13 protein-coding genes are annotated in these 16,213 nt (G+C 36.6%); 11 read left to right on the top strand and 2 right to left on the bottom strand.

The window, feature by feature from the left end:
• Window positions 1–34 precede the first annotated feature (34 nt).
• The 6 genes from nhaC (at window position 35) to PRVXT_RS10865 (ending at window position 7,788) form a co-directional block, all read left to right on the top strand.
• Complete coding sequence (gene nhaC, locus PRVXT_RS10890) at window positions 35–1,456, top strand: Na+/H+ antiporter NhaC (RefSeq protein WP_350342897.1); 1,422 nt, start codon at window positions 35–37, stop codon at window positions 1,454–1,456.
• Between the two features lie 190 nt (window positions 1,457–1,646).
• Entirely contained in the window at window positions 1,647–3,563 is a 1,917-nt protein-coding gene (locus PRVXT_RS10885; RefSeq protein ID WP_350342896.1) for a sigma-54-dependent Fis family transcriptional regulator, read from the top strand.
• Window positions 3,564–3,947: 384 nt separating this feature from the next.
• Entirely contained in the window at window positions 3,948–5,738 is a 1,791-nt protein-coding gene (locus PRVXT_RS10880) for an aldehyde ferredoxin oxidoreductase family protein (protein ID WP_350342895.1), read from the top strand.
• Between the two features lie 87 nt (window positions 5,739–5,825).
• A complete protein-coding gene (locus PRVXT_RS10875; RefSeq protein ID WP_350342894.1) occupies window positions 5,826–6,866 on the top strand; it encodes a tungsten cofactor oxidoreductase radical SAM maturase in 1,041 nt (346 codons plus the stop codon).
• Window positions 6,867–6,878: 12 nt separating this feature from the next.
• The gene (locus tag PRVXT_RS10870; RefSeq protein ID WP_350342893.1) at window positions 6,879–7,106 is read left to right on the top strand and encodes a MoaD/ThiS family protein; all 228 of its coding nucleotides are present in this window, start codon (window positions 6,879–6,881) and stop codon (window positions 7,104–7,106) included.
• 1 nt (window position 7,107) lies between these two features.
• Window positions 7,108–7,788, top strand: coding sequence for a HesA/MoeB/ThiF family protein (locus PRVXT_RS10865; RefSeq protein ID WP_350342892.1), 681 nt, complete (start codon window positions 7,108–7,110; stop codon window positions 7,786–7,788).
• 582 nt (window positions 7,789–8,370) lie between these two features.
• Here the strand turns inward: PRVXT_RS10865 and hflX are convergent.
• Window positions 8,371–9,633 (bottom strand): GTPase HflX, encoded by a 1,263-nt coding sequence (hflX, locus tag PRVXT_RS10860; RefSeq protein ID WP_350342891.1) that lies wholly within the window; start codon window positions 9,631–9,633, stop codon window positions 8,371–8,373.
• 457 nt (window positions 9,634–10,090) lie between these two features.
• Here hflX and PRVXT_RS10855 point away from each other — a divergent pair, with 457 nt between their 5' ends.
• Complete coding sequence (locus PRVXT_RS10855) at window positions 10,091–10,699, top strand: hypothetical protein (protein WP_350342890.1); 609 nt, start codon at window positions 10,091–10,093, stop codon at window positions 10,697–10,699.
• Window positions 10,700–10,880: 181 nt separating this feature from the next.
• On the top strand, window positions 10,881–13,058 hold the full coding sequence (recQ, locus tag PRVXT_RS10850) for a DNA helicase RecQ (protein WP_350342889.1): 2,178 nt from the start codon (window positions 10,881–10,883) through the stop codon (window positions 13,056–13,058).
• A 60-nt stretch (window positions 13,059–13,118) separates the two neighbouring features.
• Here the strand turns inward: recQ and PRVXT_RS10845 are convergent, their stop codons facing one another.
• Complete coding sequence (locus PRVXT_RS10845) at window positions 13,119–13,367, bottom strand: hypothetical protein (RefSeq protein ID WP_350342888.1); 249 nt, start codon at window positions 13,365–13,367, stop codon at window positions 13,119–13,121.
• Between the two features lie 38 nt (window positions 13,368–13,405).
• Between PRVXT_RS10845 and PRVXT_RS10840 the strand changes: the two genes are divergently transcribed.
• The 3 genes from PRVXT_RS10840 to PRVXT_RS10830 all read left to right on the top strand — a co-directional run bounded on the left by PRVXT_RS10840 (window position 13,406) and on the right by PRVXT_RS10830 (window position 15,852).
• Window positions 13,406–13,594 carry a hypothetical protein gene (locus PRVXT_RS10840; protein WP_350342887.1) on the top strand — a complete coding sequence of 63 codons (189 nt, stop codon included), beginning with the start codon at window positions 13,406–13,408 and terminating at the stop codon, window positions 13,592–13,594.
• A 166-nt stretch (window positions 13,595–13,760) separates the two neighbouring features.
• The gene (locus PRVXT_RS10835) at window positions 13,761–14,441 is read left to right on the top strand and encodes a response regulator transcription factor (protein ID WP_350345151.1); all 681 of its coding nucleotides are present in this window, start codon (window positions 13,761–13,763) and stop codon (window positions 14,439–14,441) included.
• A 52-nt stretch (window positions 14,442–14,493) separates the two neighbouring features.
• The gene (locus PRVXT_RS10830; protein ID WP_350342886.1) at window positions 14,494–15,852 is read left to right on the top strand and encodes a sensor histidine kinase; all 1,359 of its coding nucleotides are present in this window, start codon (window positions 14,494–14,496) and stop codon (window positions 15,850–15,852) included.
• Window positions 15,853–16,213 lie beyond the last annotated feature (361 nt).

Here is a 16,213-nt window from a genome sequence, read left to right as displayed (position 1 = left end):
TCATAAATATAAATTATTAGGAGGTATTTAGTTAATGGAAGATAATGTTAAGAAACCAACGCTCTTTCAAGCCCTTTTGCCCATCATATTCCTTATTTTTGTTTTAGGATATGGGATTATTAGGCTAGAAGTTGACCCTCATATTCCGCTACTTTTAAGTGCTGCTTTTGCAGCGATAATAGCGTTATTAATCGGAACAAAGTGGGATACTATTGAAGATGGAATTTATAAAGGAATAATGTTAGCGATGCCGGCTATCGTTATTCTTATGGTGGTTGGAACTTTAATAGGTAGCTGGGTTGCTGGTGGAGTGGTTCCAACTATGATTTATTATGGTCTGCACATTTTATCTCCTTCAATTTTTCTGGTGGCTGCTTGCATTATAACAACTATAGTGGCTTTGTTTGTTGGAAGCTCATGGTCTACTGCTGCTACGATAGGTATCGCGTTAGTTGGCATAGGTGAAGGGCTAGATATTCCAACGGCTATGACAGCAGGCGCTGTAGTATCTGGGGCTTATGTAGGAGATAAAATGTCTCCCCTATCTGATACAACAAACCTTGCCCCTGGAACAACAGGAGAAGTAGAGTTGTTTGAGCATATTAAACATATGCTGTATGTCACTATTCCTGCATATATTATTACATTAGTGTTATTTGGCCTTATTGGTATAAGGTTTGCTGGTGGTACGCTAGATGATGGTAGAATTACAGAAATCACCAGCACATTGTCAAGTCATTTTAACATTAGTCCATTTATGCTAATTCCCTTAGTAATCGTATTAGTATTGATAGGGTTAAAAGTTAAGCCAATACCTGCCTTGTTATGTGGAAGTGTTGCAGGTAGTATCTTTGCCCTTTTGTTCCAAGGAGCGGATCTTTTTGGGGTAGTAGATGCCATGCACTTTGGATATGTTATGGAGTCTGGGGTTGAGTTAGTAGATGAGCTATTGTCAACTGGTGGTCTTCATAGTATGATGTGGACTATATCTTTGATTTTCTTGGCTTTATCCTTAGGCGGCATTTTAGAGCGAGCAAGATTTTTAGAGGTAATACTAGAGAACATTCTAAAGATTGCAAAATCTGTTGCGTCGTTAACTGTATTTACCCATATAACTGCAGTATTTGTTAACTTATTTACTGCTGACCAATACTTGTCAATAGTTTTGACTTCTAGAATGTATAAAGATGCTTATAAAAAGATGGGTTCCCATCCTAAAAACCTCTCCAGAGCAGTAGAAGCCTCAGCAACAGTAACTTCTCCTTTAATCCCTTGGAACACTTGCGGAGCATATATGTATGCAGCATTAGGGGTTAGTCCTTTTGCGTTTTTACCATACGCGTTCTTTAACATTTCAGCCTTCATAATTTCAATAATCTATGGCTTAACTGGTTTCTCGATGGAAAAATGGCAGGGTGAGATTCCTCCAATTGACGATGAGAAAAAAGCCAGTTAACTGTAAAACAACCTACTAAATTTTAGTAGGTTGTTTTTTTATAGCTTTTTGTTTAAAGAATTAGATAAACCTTTTTAGGTATGCTGGTGTATATATCTTTGGTGGGTAATTTAAAGTAAATAGAGGAATTTAAAGGTGGGTTGTTGAAATTATTTAGGAAGGCTAAATAATTATGTCTGGAGTGGTTTAGGTGATAAATAAAAGGTATATTAAAGAATCTCACCAACGTTGCATAGACCTCGGATTGTCTAAAAAAATAAAGTACAGTAAAAAAATATTAGGAAATGAAAAATTGCAAGATAAAATGGAAAACAAACGTGAATTTATTACCTTATCTAAGCCTTTTATATCAAAATTGTATGACTTTGTTAAAGGCTCAAATTTTTTTACTATTTTAACAGATGAAAAAGGTTGTATCTTGGATGTTATTGGTGATGATAAAATTTTATCTGAAGCTTTTTCTCTTAAAATGATTCCAGGTGCGTATATGGATGAAAAGAATATAGGTACAAATGCCATGAGTTTAGCGCTTACAGAAAAAACACCTGTCCAAGTATCAGGGGCAGACCATTTTATTACGGCATATCATCGCTGGACCTGTTCAGCTGCACCAATTAGAGACACAAAAGGGGAAATAATAGGTGTTCTTAATTTAACTGGATATAGTGATTCAGTTCATCCTCATAGCTTAGGAATGGTCGTTGCTGCAGTAAATGCAATAGAAAAAATGCTCGAGGCTAAAAGCTCAAATGCTGAATTAGAAAACGTTAAAATTTTCTTAGATACCATGCTTGATTCTATTCCTTCTGGAATCATAACTGCTGATTTGGAGGGAAACATAAAAACTCTGAACAAATATGCTACCGAGCTGTTTGGGTATGATTATCTAGAAATGAAAAACATGAATATTTCTGATGTTTTTAGTGAGTGGTCTAACGCTGTAAAAGCTATAAAAAAGAAAGAAAGTTTTTTGGATGAAGACGTTTTTGTAAAAGCAAACCGCAACATATTGCAGCTTAACTTAAGTGTGCATCCTATCTTAGATCATAAACGGAAATTAAAGGATGTGGTCTATGTTTTTAAAGAAGTAAAGAAAGTTAGAAAACTTGCTAATAAAATTATGGGCAGGCAAGCTATCTATACTTTTGATAAGATAATAGGCACAAATAAAGATTTTGTCGAAAGTGTTCAGTTTGCTAAAAAAATTTCTGATAGTCGTTCTACAATACTAATAATGGGGGAAAGTGGAACGGGAAAAGAAGTGTTTGCACAATCTATCCATAACCATAGTAGGAGGAGGAAAGAATCTTTTGTAGCAATAAACTGTGGAGCTATACCTAAAAACTTAATTGAATCTGAATTGTTTGGCTATGCTGAAGGAGCTTTTACAGGGGCGAAAAGGAGTGGCCATCCTGGTAAGTTTGAAATTGCTGATGGAGGAACGATATTTTTAGATGAGATAGGGGAAATGCCTTTAGATATGCAAACAAGGCTACTAAGAGTAATTGAGGAGGGAACCGTCAGTAGGGTTGGAAGCACAAATGAAGTTGTGGTAGATGTACGTATTATTGCCGCAACAAACAAAAAGTTATCTGATGAAGTTAAAAAAGGAAACTTTAGAAAAGATCTATTTTATAGACTTAATGTTCTCCCATTGAAGTTAATGCCTCTTAGGGAAAGAAAAGAGGATATACCTTTATTGATAGATTATTTCATGGATAGGATTTCAAAAAGAATTAATAAAAAGCAAGTTGAAATTTCTGCGAACCATATGGAAAAATTGTTGAATTATAATTGGCCTGGAAATATAAGAGAGTTAGAAAACTTAATAGAACTTATGTTAAATACAGAGAAGGTACCTAATTTTTTAGATTTAATAGATACAAAATCCGGTAGTGATCTTGACTATACAGTGTTAGATGATGATTTAACCTTGGAACAAGTAGAAAAAGAACATATAATAAAAGTTCTTAAGAGCAGCAACGGGAACATAACTAATAGCGCTAAAACTTTGGGAATTGGCAGAAATACTTTATACCGAAAAATAAAGAAGCACAAAATAAATTGCTCTAAATTTGAACAGTGTTCCAGTTTGGGACGGGGGTAATCTACAGCAAATGTTCCGTTTTGGGGCGTGTGTTTCAAGTGAAGATTAAAAAAATTCAGCTACAAAACATTATATTAAGCTTAAAACAGCTTATTATAATGTTTTTTCTTTTTTTAATCTTTCATGAAAAAATGGTATGGTTCTTGCTTTAATTATATATATTTATTTAAGTATATAATTAGGTAATTACAAAATGGAAAGATTTCAAATCTCCATAAGAATATACTACTTTGAAAAATGAAATGATTCTCACCCTAGGCTCAGAATAACATTTCGCTAAGTAGTAAGGGGGATATTTGAAATTGGTTATAAAAACACTGTTATATCAAGTGTTAAAGAGTTTTGTAATCGCCTAGAAATATATAATACAAAGGAGGAATTTATATGTATGGGTATAATGGAAAGATTTTAAGAGTTAATCTTAAAGAGAAAAGCTTTAAAGTTGAAGACTTAGATTTGGCTATGGCTAAAAAGTATATTGGTGGAAGAGGATTAGGGACTAAAATTTTAACTGATGAAGTAGATCCTAATGTAGAACCTTTAAGTCCTGAAAATAAGTTTATTGTGGTAGCTGGACCACTAACTGGAACTCCAACTCCTACAGGAGGAAGATATATGGTAGTGACTAAATCACCACTTTCTGGCACAGTGGCTAGTTCTAACTCTGGTGGTTATTGGGGTGCTGAATTAAAGGCGGCAGGCTATGATGTTATCATAGTGGAGGATAAGGCGGATAGTCCTGTTTACATTAACATCGATGATGATTCTATAGAAATAAAAGATGCAGACTTTTTATGGGGCAAAACAGTTTCCGAAACTACTAAAGCGCTGGAAGAAATTTATCCTCAAAAAACTAAAGTGTTGACAATTGGACCTGGTGGCGAAAATTTATCGAACTTGGCTGCTGTCATGAATGATATAGATAGAGCAGCTGGGAGGTCTGGAGTAGGAGCTGTTATGGGTTCTAAAAATTTAAAAGCAATAACGGTTAAGGGGACTGGCAAGGTAAAAATCCACAACGAAGCAAAACTAAAAGAAGTATTTCCAAAAGCGGTAAAAAAGATAAGAGAAAATGGAGTTACAGGAGAAGGACTTCCTACTTATGGAACCGCAGTACTTGTAAATATTATAAATGAAAATGGAGCTTTCCCAACTGACAACTTTCAAAAAGCTTTTTTTGATAAAGCTGAAGATATAAGTGGTGAAACGCTGGCTGATAAATACTTGGTTAAAAAAACAGCCTGTTATAGATGTCCTATAGCCTGTGGTAGGCACTGTAAAGTTGGCGATTTAGAAGCTGGTGGACCGGAATACGAAACAATCTGGGCTTTCGGAGCGGACTGCGGTGTGTCAGATTTAGAAGCTGTTATAAAAGCGAACTATTGGTGTAATGAAATGGGTATCGATACAATTTCTGTGGGAGCTACTATAGCTGCAGCTATGGAGCTCTACCAAAAAGACTATATTAAAGATGAAGAAGTTGATGGTACACCTTTAGAGTTTGGCAATACTGAGGCTGTAATTGAATGGACGAAAAAGATTGGAAGAGCAGATGGATTGGGTGCTAAAATGGCGGAAGGATCCCATAGATTAGCAGAATCTTATGGAGCTCCAGAACTTTCTATGAGTGTTAAAAAACTAGAGATTCCTGCTTATGACCCGAGAGCTATACAAGGGCAAGGTCTTCAATATGCTACCTCAAACCGTGGAGGTTGTCATGTAAGGGGATACCTGATTTCGCCAGAAATTTTGGGCCTTCCAGAAAAACTAGATAAGTTTTCTCTAGAAGGAAAAGCTCAATGGGCAAAAATATTCCAAGATTTAACTGCTAGTATAGATTCTTTAGGTTTATGCCTGTTTACCTCATTTGCTCTAGGGCCTGAGGATTATGCAGACCTATATAACGCTGTTTGTGGTACCGACCATACAGCAGAAACAATTTTAGAAGCTGGAGATAGAATCTGGAATATTGAAAAGCTATTTAACCTAGAAGCTGGTATTGACAAAAAACAAGATAAGCTTCCAAAGAGGTTGCTAGAAGAGCCTATTCCAGATGGCCCATCAAAAGGGTGGACTCATAAGCTAGACCAACTTCTTCCTGAGTATTATGAAGTTAGAGGCTGGGATGAAGAGGGAGTTCCTACAAAAGAAAAACTTAAAAAGCTGGATATTTAATAATATATTTAATATAACTTAGACACAAAAAGGACTTCCTTTTGGGAGTCCTTTTGTTAAATAAACTTATCAGAAAGGATTAGCGGTATGAATCTAAAAAAGGTTTACTTAGAACTTACCGATAAATGCAATCTTAACTGCAAAATATGTTATAGAGAAGCTTGGGCGCATAGACCACAGCACATGAAAGAGAGCCTCTTAGAAAATATAAAACAGCAAATCAGTAAAGTTAATAACTTAGATGAAATAATGTTAGGGGGGATAGGGGAGCCAACATACTCACCTTTATTTGAAAAAGCTTTATGGCTTTTGCAGGATTACCATCTCACTGTAACTACAAATGGCACCTTATTAAATGAAAATAATATTGATCTATTGTCAGAATATGTTGACGTAATTGTAATATCCATTGACGGTCTTAGAGACTGCTATGAGAATCTTAGGGGCGCTAACTTAGACAAAGTAATAACAGGAATAAAAAAGATAGACAAAGCCAAAAGGGGCAGAGGAAGTAAAAGTCCTCATGTTCAAGTTCAGTTTGTAGCTAGCCGAGACAACATCGATGATATTTTCGGATTAATTGATTTGTGTGCAGAATTAAATATAGAAAAACTTATTATCTCAAACTTACTGCCTCAAGATGAAAAAAATGCTGACAAGATACTTTACACTCGATATGAAAATAAAGAAGTGAAGCAGTTGTTTAGCAGAGTAAGAAACTACTCATTTTCTAAAGGAGTTAACCTATTTATTCCCAACATTGAGCTTAAAACTGAAAGACGATGTAATTTCATAATAGAGGGAGCAACTTTTATAACTTCAACAGGTCAAGTTACACCTTGTTATCGGTTTGCTCATGATTCTAAAGAATATGTATTTGGTAGAGAAAAAAACATAAGGGCTAAAAGCTTTGGAGATCTAAACTGTAGTGATATACAAGCAATATGGCAAAGCAAAGAATACACAGAGTTTAGAAATAGTGTCTACAATAACTTATACCCATCCTGTACAGATTGTGATCTGGTGGAGGGGTGTGACATGGTAAATGATGCCGATACAAACTGTTATGGTGTTTCACCGTCATGCAGTGATTGTATTTGGGCTAGGAACATAGTTGTTTGCCCTTAGGAGGTGGAATGTGTGGAAATTGAAGTTAGACTTTTTGCTACTTTGAGAGAAGGTCGTTGGAAAAAAAATACAATGAGTTTTTCTACTAGCAGTGTAACCCCGAAAGTAATAGCAGAACAATTACAGATTGACGAAGGGGATATAGCGATACTTTTAGTTAATGGTAGAGATGGTTCACTAAATACCGAGCTATCTGATGGAGATGTTGTATCTATTTTCCCGCCGGTAGGTGGTGGATAAAGTGAAAAGGTATATTAAAAACATGAACATGTTGTCACAAAAAGAAAACGATAGCTTAAAAAGGTATAAAATATGTGTTGTTGGCTGTGGCGGTTTAGGGGGGCATATTATAGAAATGCTTGTTAGATTAGGTGTAGGGCATGTCACCGTCGTTGACTACGATAGGTTTGATGAGACAAATCTAAATCGCCAGCTTTTATCCGATGTTAAGTCCCTAGGAAATCTTAAATCACAAGCAGCTAAAGCTAGGGCACAGCTTGTCAATTCAGATGTAAAGGTGGTGCCGATTAACGAAAAGCTTAGCGATGATAATGGGGAAAGAATTCTTAAAGGGCATGACATTGTGATTGATGCCTTAGATAATATAGAAGCAAGGCTTACTTTACAAGAGGTATCCAAAGAGCTACAAATGCCACTAATACACGGAGCAATAGCAGGATGGTATGGCCAGGTAACAACTATCCTACCTGGAGATGACACTCTAAGCAAGATTTATAAAACAGACCAGAATAGCGGGGTAGAAAAAGAGCTAGGAAATCCATCCTTTACCCCTGCTTTGGTAGCATCTATACAGGTAAGTGAAGCGCTAAAGCTACTAATAGCAAGAGGCGAATTGCTTAGAAATAAGTTGTTAAATATAAACACACTTGACCAAGAATATGAGGTAATAGAGTTAAGTTAAAAAAAGGTAAGCTACAGCCAAAGCTGCAGCTTACCTTTTTTGTTCAATTTAAACCTAATATCGAAAACAAAAACCGCCCCGCACGGAAAAGCGCTGAAGACCGTTTTGGTAGACCTCACGGAAAAGCGCTGAAAATATATAACTAAACCACTGCAAAAATAGAAGTGGTTGTGCAATCACCTTTCCAACTTTCTGCTGTCCAACTGTCCGCTGACCCCAAAGCAGAGCCTTTTAAAAATGCCCACGGAATTTTCGAAATTAGCTACACGAGTAGTGGTAATCTGTAATAGGAGGTAAGGCATTGGTAAAACCGGTCAGGGCATACTTACTAATTTCTGACCGCTGATTACTAACTACTAATATTCAGTAGCCGATGCCTTTATAACTAATGCTCTGCCAAATATCCCCTCAAATAGGTAGTGGTCGGCCTCTGTGCCGACCACATCAGTAAATGGCATCCCCGATGGAAGTTTTTAATTGATATTGAGCCAAAAAAATCAGAGGTGGACACAGAGAACCACCTCTACACTCATACACTCATGCACCTATCCAACCATCCAACTATCTTCTATCAAACTGCTTTTAACAACTAAGCACAAACTCTTGATGCTTATCTAGATCTTTCTCTTTACACTCAACCTTTATCTTAGTTCCTTCCTTTTCATAGCTAGTGGATATGATTGTGGCGTTTTCGTTGAAATATGAAACTACATCCCCTCTATCATAAGGGATTACCAACTCACATTTTACATAGTCAGTAAAAATTTTGTTTTCGATAAGCTCGGTCAGCTCTTTAAGCCCTACTTTTTGTTTAGCGGAAAGATATACCTTCTCCCCGTTAATTTTCGGGATGCGTAAATCTGTAAGGTCGCATTTGTTGTATGCATAAATTACTGGGATATCTTTAACTCCTATATCCCTTAAAGTACTATTAGTTACTTCAATCTGTTTTTCATAACTTGGGTTTGAATAATCAACAACGTGAACTAAAAGGTCAGACTCTGTAACCTCTTCTAAAGTTGAACGAAACGCTTTTACAAGATGGTGAGGTAGGTCGCTTACAAACCCTACTGTGTCAGTTAATAGGAAAGACTTATTATCAAACAGGGTAATGTTTCTAACTGAGGTGCGAAGCGTGGCAAATAGCATATCTTCTTCATACACTGACTTTTCAGCCTCAGGGTTATAGGTTTCTAGCATGGAGTTCATAACAGTGGATTTGCCAGCGTTGGTGTAGCCTACCAACGAAATAACCGGAACATTAGATTTTTGTCTTTGTTTTCGCTGTGTTTGTCTTCTTGCAACTAAGTCCTTAAGCTGTTTGTTAAGCTCAGAAATTTGCTTTTGAATTTTACGTCTATCAAGCTCCAGCTTTGTTTCTCCAGCTCCTCTCATGATAGTTCCTGTGCCACCCCGTTGTTGCTCCAAAGATAGTTCAGAATTTCTTAGTCGAGGCAGCATGTACTGAAGCTGTGCTATTTCCACCTGAAGTTTTGCTTCTTTTGTTTTTGCCCGTTGGTAAAAAATATCCAAAATAAGGCTGGTTCTATCCATAATTGTACAGTTTAAGCCTTCTTCTAGGTTTCTAATCTGTGAAGGAGAAAGCTCGTTGTTAAATATAACAAGATCACTTTCCTCCTGCTGTACCAGCTGATGTATGTCGTTTACTTTCCCTTTTCCCACATAGTGGGATGTATTTATATGATCTAAGTTTTGAACTACTTTTTCTATCACGACAATACCGCAGGCATCTGCCAAATTAGCTAACTCTTCCATAGAGTATTGAAAATCTAGGTTGTTTTTTAAATTTACTCCCACCAGTATAGCTTTTTTTGTTTGTTCCATATTTATCCCCTCCAATTATTTTGATACAGGAATGGGTCTAATGATAATTATTTTTCATATTATGCCTCTAAAAATAGACGCAAAAAAAAAGGTAGATTCATCCTACCTCCCAAAACTCAAATTATATAGGGTTCCATTAAAAAAGGCAGACCAATCCCGTTTGCTCTTAAAAAGAGCGTAATGCTATTTAAGTTTAACTGCGTGAAATACGCAAACGGATTCTTCCAATACGGAAGAAAGCTACCTTAATCATCAATGAAACCTCCCAACATAACTAACTTAAAGCTATTATAACACACTAAATTAAGAAATATCAATCATTTTAGGCAGCTAGTTGATAACTAATGGAAATTTTCGATTGTCTTAGAAAATTAGGCAACAAAATATTTTGTTTTATTTACTGACCCTATGCTTAATATTTACATAACATAGTAGCAGTAAAGAAAGGAGGGGAAAAATGAGTTTAAACTTTGAAAGTCAATATCCACCTGGATCTCTAGTGAGGATTTGGGCTCGACAATATGAAAATGGTGACACCTTAGGATTAGATGGTAGTGAAGTTTTTGAAGTGTTAGAGTGGGGTCAGGATTTTGTAAGGGTTGGTATAATGTATGAACAAAATGAACAGTGGCATATGTTGCGGGATTTGGTAATTAGGATATTGGATATAGTAGCGATGAAGGGAATAATTTTTGGCACCATAGTTACAATCACTTTAGACATTGGAACTAACGAATTTGGTTCTACTGAAGATTGGGAGGCATCACTTTATGAAGGAGCGGTTCCCCAGGAAGAAACAGATGGAAGATTTACTGACTGGGTTCAGGCAGTAAATAATCGAGTAACATTTAGGCTGCCGCAAGATGTGCGGGAAGGATTTGAAATACCATGGAACGAACCTGATAACACTTATGTAAGGTTACGTACCACAGAAGGATATCCAACCTTTGATATAGTAACAGAGCCATTTACACTTCAGCAAAATAGAATTTATAAAGTTCCAGTACAAGTTACCTCTACACCTATAGTACTTCCTAACGTTGACTCAGAAGAACAGCAAGAATAAATGAAATTTGGGGCTGTATCAAAACTGCTATGGATACAGCCTTTTGCCTGATTGCCTTTCTGATTTTTTACCCAGCCACTGCCGCACAAGCAAGATAAGAACTTACAAAAAACTGCCCTTTAAATTTCCTCCAAAAAGTGATAACGTTAATGTATATAAATTCCGTTATGGAGGGGAAAAAATGGATTTATTTCAAGGGTTGAAAAAATATTTTGGATATGATGAATTTAGGCGGGGGCAAAAGGAACTTGTAGAGGGTATTGTGTCGGGCAAAGATGTTTTAGGTATTATGCCTACAGGTGGAGGAAAGTCGCTATGCTATCAGCTGCCCGCTTTAATGCTAGATGGGATTACTTTAGTTATATCTCCTCTTATATCCCTGATGAAGGATCAAGTGGACAGTCTTAACGAAATGGGGATAAAAGCTAGTTATATTAACAGCAGCCTTACTAGAGGTGAATTAAACCAAAGAATTAACGAGATAAAAAATAATCAATATAAAATAATTTATGTTGCTCCAGAACGACTAACCAGTGAGGGAAAAGATTTCTTGCAGAAGCTAAATATTTCTCTGGTAGCCATTGATGAGGCCCATTGTATAAGTCAATGGGGGCATGATTTCAGGCCAAGCTATGTCCAAATACCAAAGTTTATTGAAAGCCTAGAAAAAAGACCGGTGGTAGCGGCATTTACAGCTACCGCTACAGAAAGAGTAGTAGAAGAAATAGAAAACTTAATAAATCTTAAAGCGCCTATTTCAGTAAATACTGGGTTTGATAGACCTAATCTGTTCTATCAAGTGCTAAAGGTTCCGGACAAGCTAGCTTACACATCAAAGTACCTACAGGAGAATAATGGTGACAGCGGCATCATTTATTGCTCTACCAGAAAAACTGTAGAATCTTTGACAAAAAAGCTAAAGGAAAAAGGTATAGACGCAGCGGACTATCACGGCGGTATGAACTCCGATATAAGAAAAAAGCACCAAGAGGATTTTATCTTTGGGCGGACCAAAATCATTGTCGCCACCAACGCCTTTGGTATGGGAATAGATAAGCCGGACGTTAGATTTGTCATTCACTACAACATGCCCCAAAATATGGAATCCTACTATCAGGAAGCGGGAAGAGCGGGACGGGACGGTGAGGACAGTCAGTGTATTTTGTTGTACTCGCCAGATGATATAGTCAAACAAAAGATACTAGTGGAAAACGGCACCCGTTCACCAAAACGACAAAAGATTCTGTATCAAAATCTACAGTACTTAATAGACTACTGTCACACTAACGAATGCTTAAGAAATGAAATACTATCTTATTTTGGCGAAAGGATAGTGGACAAGTCCTGTAGCAGCTGTGGCAACTGCTTAAGTGAATCGGAAATGATAGATATAACTGTTGAGGCGCAAAAGATATTGTCCTGCATTTATCGAACAGGGCAGCGCTACGGAACGGCAGTTATTGCCCAGGTGCTTAGAGGATCAAAAAACAAAAGAATAATAGACTTTGGCTTAGACAAGGTATCTACCTATGGCATTATGAAGGAGTACACAGAAAAATCCATTAAAGAAATAGCGTTAACATTAGCTGCTAAGGACTATATTTATATTACCACCGACAAATTCCCTGTATTAAAATTAACGCAAAAATGTAAGCCACTTTTAAAAGGGCAAGAGAAGATTTTCCATAAAAAAGAGCTGGTTTATCAAAAGCCTGCTAGTAAAGCAAAAGCTGAGAAACAACAGGATCAAAAAGTAATTCAGGATTATGATCAAGAGCTGATGGAAACTTTAAGAGAGGTGCGCTTAAAAATAAGCCAGCAAAAGGAATTAGCTCCTTTTATGATTTTTCACGACAAAACATTAAAGGAAATGGCGGCAGCGTACCCACAGGATAAAGATGAATTTATAGAACTAAGTGGTGTAGGACTTAAAAAATATGATTCATATGGGCAACAGTTTATAGACGCAATAGTAGAATACTGTAAAAGAAAAGATATAAATCCAAAAAGCTCAAAGGAAAAGAATATAAAAGTAGAAACAGTAACAGCTACACCACAATCTGATGAAGACAGGTATGAACAAACCTACCAACTATATGAGGATGGGTTGCCGCTAGATGAAATTTCCCAAAAGCGAGGTTACACAACAACCACTATATTAAAACATTTAAAAAAATGTCATGAACAAGGAAAACTAGTAAACTGGGATAACTTTTTAGATGACTTAACAAAAGAGGAGCAAATTCTATCTGCCATAGAAAAAGCGGGCACCGAAAAGCTGCGACCAATAAAGCAAGAGTTATCAGATGAAGTAACCTATGATGATATACATGTTGTAATGTATAAGCATAAGCTTTAATTAGTTAATAAAGGGGCTGTCTCTTCAGGGAAAATTCCTGTTTAGAGACAGCCCCTTTGTTTAGATAAGGCTTGCCAATTTAAATCCCAATTGTTGAGCTTTGGGAATTATCGTACGTTCTTTACAGACTTTAATTTCAGGATGTTGATTTTCAGCGGTAGGGGTAATTTCTTTGGTTATTTTAGTACCTTGCGGAAAAAGTTCTACAAAGCCGCCGACAGAACATTCGCTTCCATAACCACAGCTAAAGCATGCGTAATTAAGAAACTTAGCTAGGGACTTTATTGATGAACTAGCACTTGTCCTCATAGAGGTAGAGGTTGACCTCTGTGTCAACCGGTCAGTAAATGGATGCAAAAGCTTACTCAATAAAGCTGGCTAGTTACACAGAAGGTAAAGGAACATTTTTAATGCGATTTTTTAGCTACCAAGAAGTAGATCACAAGTATATAGCTAAAAGTCATCAAAGTGGACCCTTGAATATAAGAAGGTATCTCCTAGGTAAATCAAATGCAATAAATAAAACGTTAAATTAGCATGTTTCTATTTAAAATATATGATAGTAAACTAAAAAAAAGCGGTGGGGAATTAAGCCGCTTTTTTTTATCCTTTTTTCTCCTTTGGTTCTTGCCAATTCACAATTTTGTCACAAAAAAGTGGTATACTAGAAAAATAAACTGTTAATGGGGTGAGTAATTTATGATAGGTGCTAGAATTTTGTTAGTAGAGGACGAGGACAATTTAGCTAAGCTTATAAATACATATTTAACTAGAGAAAAAGCAGAAGTTACCCTTGCGGCAGATGGGCAAGAAGCTTTAGATAAATGGGATAAATCCCAATATGACTTAGTGATATTAGATGTTATGCTTCCAGTTTACGATGGTTGGGTTATATGTAAAAAGATTAGAGAGGAAAGCTCTGTTCCAATAATAATGTTGACAGCAAGATCGGAGGAATATGACCGTTTGTTTGGGTTTGAATTAGGTGTAGATGATTATGTAACCAAACCATTCAGCGTTAAGGAATTAGTAGCAAGAGCTAAAGCACTGCTGAAAAGAACCAAAAAAAATAATGACGATAAAGTTATTTTTGGTAATTTAGTTATTAACAAGACATCACACCAGGTTTTCATTGATGATAAGCCTATAAAACTTACTCCCAAAGAGTATGACCTTCTTATTTACCTATTGAACAATGAAGGCAATGCTTTAACTAGAGAGTTGGTGCTAGATGGTGTGTGGGGGTATGATTACTTTGGTGACCTTAGAACTGTGGATACACATATAAAGAGGTTGAGAAAAAAGCTACAAAACACTCCTGTTGAAATAAAGACAGTGAGAGGAATTGGCTACAGATTTGAGGTAGTTAAAAATGAGAATTAACTCTATATTTACCAAGCTATTTTTGCTACTTATTGTTTTTACTATAATAATAATGGGAGTACTTATAGCAGGACAGTCTCAATTTTTTGATTCATTTTATAAAAGCCAAAAGGTAAACAACCTAGAAAACAGTGCTAAAGTATTGGAAGAAGAAATTTCAGAATACGGTCTGCAATCAAGAGAAACCCAGGAGCTACTGTCGGTGGTAACCGATAACATAAACGGTGATGTTTTTGTGCTAGATTTTGACGGTAACATGTTAGCAGGGGAATCAAATATGATGATGGGGCACAGAATCAATATTCCTAGAAAGGAGTTTGAAGAGGCTACGACAGGTGAGATAGTGTGGTATCAAAGCAATGTTGGTCATCAGCGACATAATAACGTAGAAATGATTGGGGTGCTGGTACCTAGCACATCTTATATTTACTTTTTTCAAACACCTCTACAACCTATAGAGGAAGCAATATATATTGCCCAAAAATTTACAATGTATACTATGTTAATTGCTCTTGTTGTTTCCATCATTTTAGCTTGGATGTTTTCAAAAAATCTCACTACACCTTTATTTAAAATTAATTCCCAAGCCCAAAGTATAGCAAGGCTAGATTTTGATGAAAGGTGGGAGGATTCAAGAGGGGACGAGATAGGCCAGCTGGGTCAAACATTGAACACCATAAATGATGAGTTAAAAATGACTATTGATAAGTTAGAAACTGAGCTAGCTAAAGAAAAGAGTATCGATAAAATGAGAAAAGAGCTTGTAGCAAGGATATCCCATGAGCTACAAACACCGTTATCTCTTATAAAAGGGTATATAGAAGCACTGGAAGATGACATTTATGAAAGCGAAAGTGAACGACAAAACTACTATCAAATAATCCAACAAGAATCGGATAAAATGAGCAAGTTAGTGAAGGAAATGGTCAACTTAGGAGTGCTAGAATCACAAAAAGTAAAACTAGATATTCAAAAAGTTGATTTACACTCCTTAATTCAAAAAAATATAGATAAGTTTGCTATAGAAGCTAAAAAAGAAGATATAGCGCTAAAGTATGACGGACAAAAGCAAGTAAAGGCGATGTGTGATGAATACAGAATCGATCAAGTGTTGACAAACTTTTTGGATAACGCCATGAAAAATGTACCGGTAGGCGGTGAAATAAAAGTTGCTGTAAAAAAAGAGGACCAAAGAGTGAAGGTGTCAGTTTTTAATCAAGGCAAACACATAAAAGAACAGCAGCTACAGCATATATGGGAAAGCTTCAACAAAGGAGAAAAAAGCAAAGGCACAGGACTAGGCCTAAGCATAGCCCAAAACATACTCAAGCTACACAAAAGTAATTTCGGAGTGGAAAATGTTGAGGGGGGAGGGGTAGTGTTTTATTTCGATCTTCCAGACAGCTTATAAGCACCTATCTTCGTTGTTTCCCGATACTCAGAATGTCCTCACGTATTAAGAGATACGCTCCGGGATCCTGAGTTCGGGCGCCTAGAATCTAGGCACTTCTAAGCTGTCTGGGCGGGTCTTCCCCCCCACCCAAAAAATCTTCAACCTTTTGTACATGATAAATTACATTGAGGTAAAAAACAAAACAGTGGGCTAAATCTTTTCCTCGAAGAGGTAGTGGTCGGTCTCTGTGCCGACCACAGCAGTAAATGGCATCCCTAATGGTATTTTTTAAATTGGTACCGATCAAGCCAAACAGGTCAGAGGTGGACACAGAGATCCACCTCTACAGTGGGGAAGGAGAATGCCTTTAAGAGGCTAG

This window comes from Proteinivorax tanatarense, assembly GCF_040267685.1.
In the GTDB taxonomy this organism is placed as follows: Bacteria; Bacillota; Proteinivoracia; order Proteinivoracales; family Proteinivoracaceae; genus Proteinivorax; species Proteinivorax tanatarense.
The sequence above is the reverse complement of the archived record's forward strand: the minus strand, read 5'-3'. Positions and strand labels throughout refer to the sequence as shown.

Bases quoted from the DNA above. Each gene is read 5' to 3' on its own strand.
- nhaC (WP_350342897.1), top strand. From the start codon at position 35: ATGGAAGATAATGTTAAGAAACCAACGCTCTTTCAAGCCCTTTTGCCC.
- PRVXT_RS10840 (WP_350342887.1), top strand. From the start codon at position 13,406: ATGGATGCAAAAGCTTACTCAATAAAGCTGGCTAGTTACACAGAAGGT.
- PRVXT_RS10855 (WP_350342890.1), top strand. From the start codon at position 10,091: ATGAGTTTAAACTTTGAAAGTCAATATCCACCTGGATCTCTAGTGAGG.
- PRVXT_RS10880 (WP_350342895.1), top strand. From the start codon at position 3,948: ATGTATGGGTATAATGGAAAGATTTTAAGAGTTAATCTTAAAGAGAAA.
- recQ (WP_350342889.1), top strand. From the start codon at position 10,881: ATGGATTTATTTCAAGGGTTGAAAAAATATTTTGGATATGATGAATTT.
- hflX (WP_350342891.1), bottom strand. From the start codon at position 9,633: ATGGAACAAACAAAAAAAGCTATACTGGTGGGAGTAAATTTAAAAAAC.
- PRVXT_RS10830 (WP_350342886.1), top strand. From the start codon at position 14,494: ATGGGAGTACTTATAGCAGGACAGTCTCAATTTTTTGATTCATTTTAT.
- PRVXT_RS10875 (WP_350342894.1), top strand. From the start codon at position 5,826: ATGAATCTAAAAAAGGTTTACTTAGAACTTACCGATAAATGCAATCTT.
- PRVXT_RS10845 (WP_350342888.1), bottom strand. From the start codon at position 13,367: ATGAGGACAAGTGCTAGTTCATCAATAAAGTCCCTAGCTAAGTTTCTT.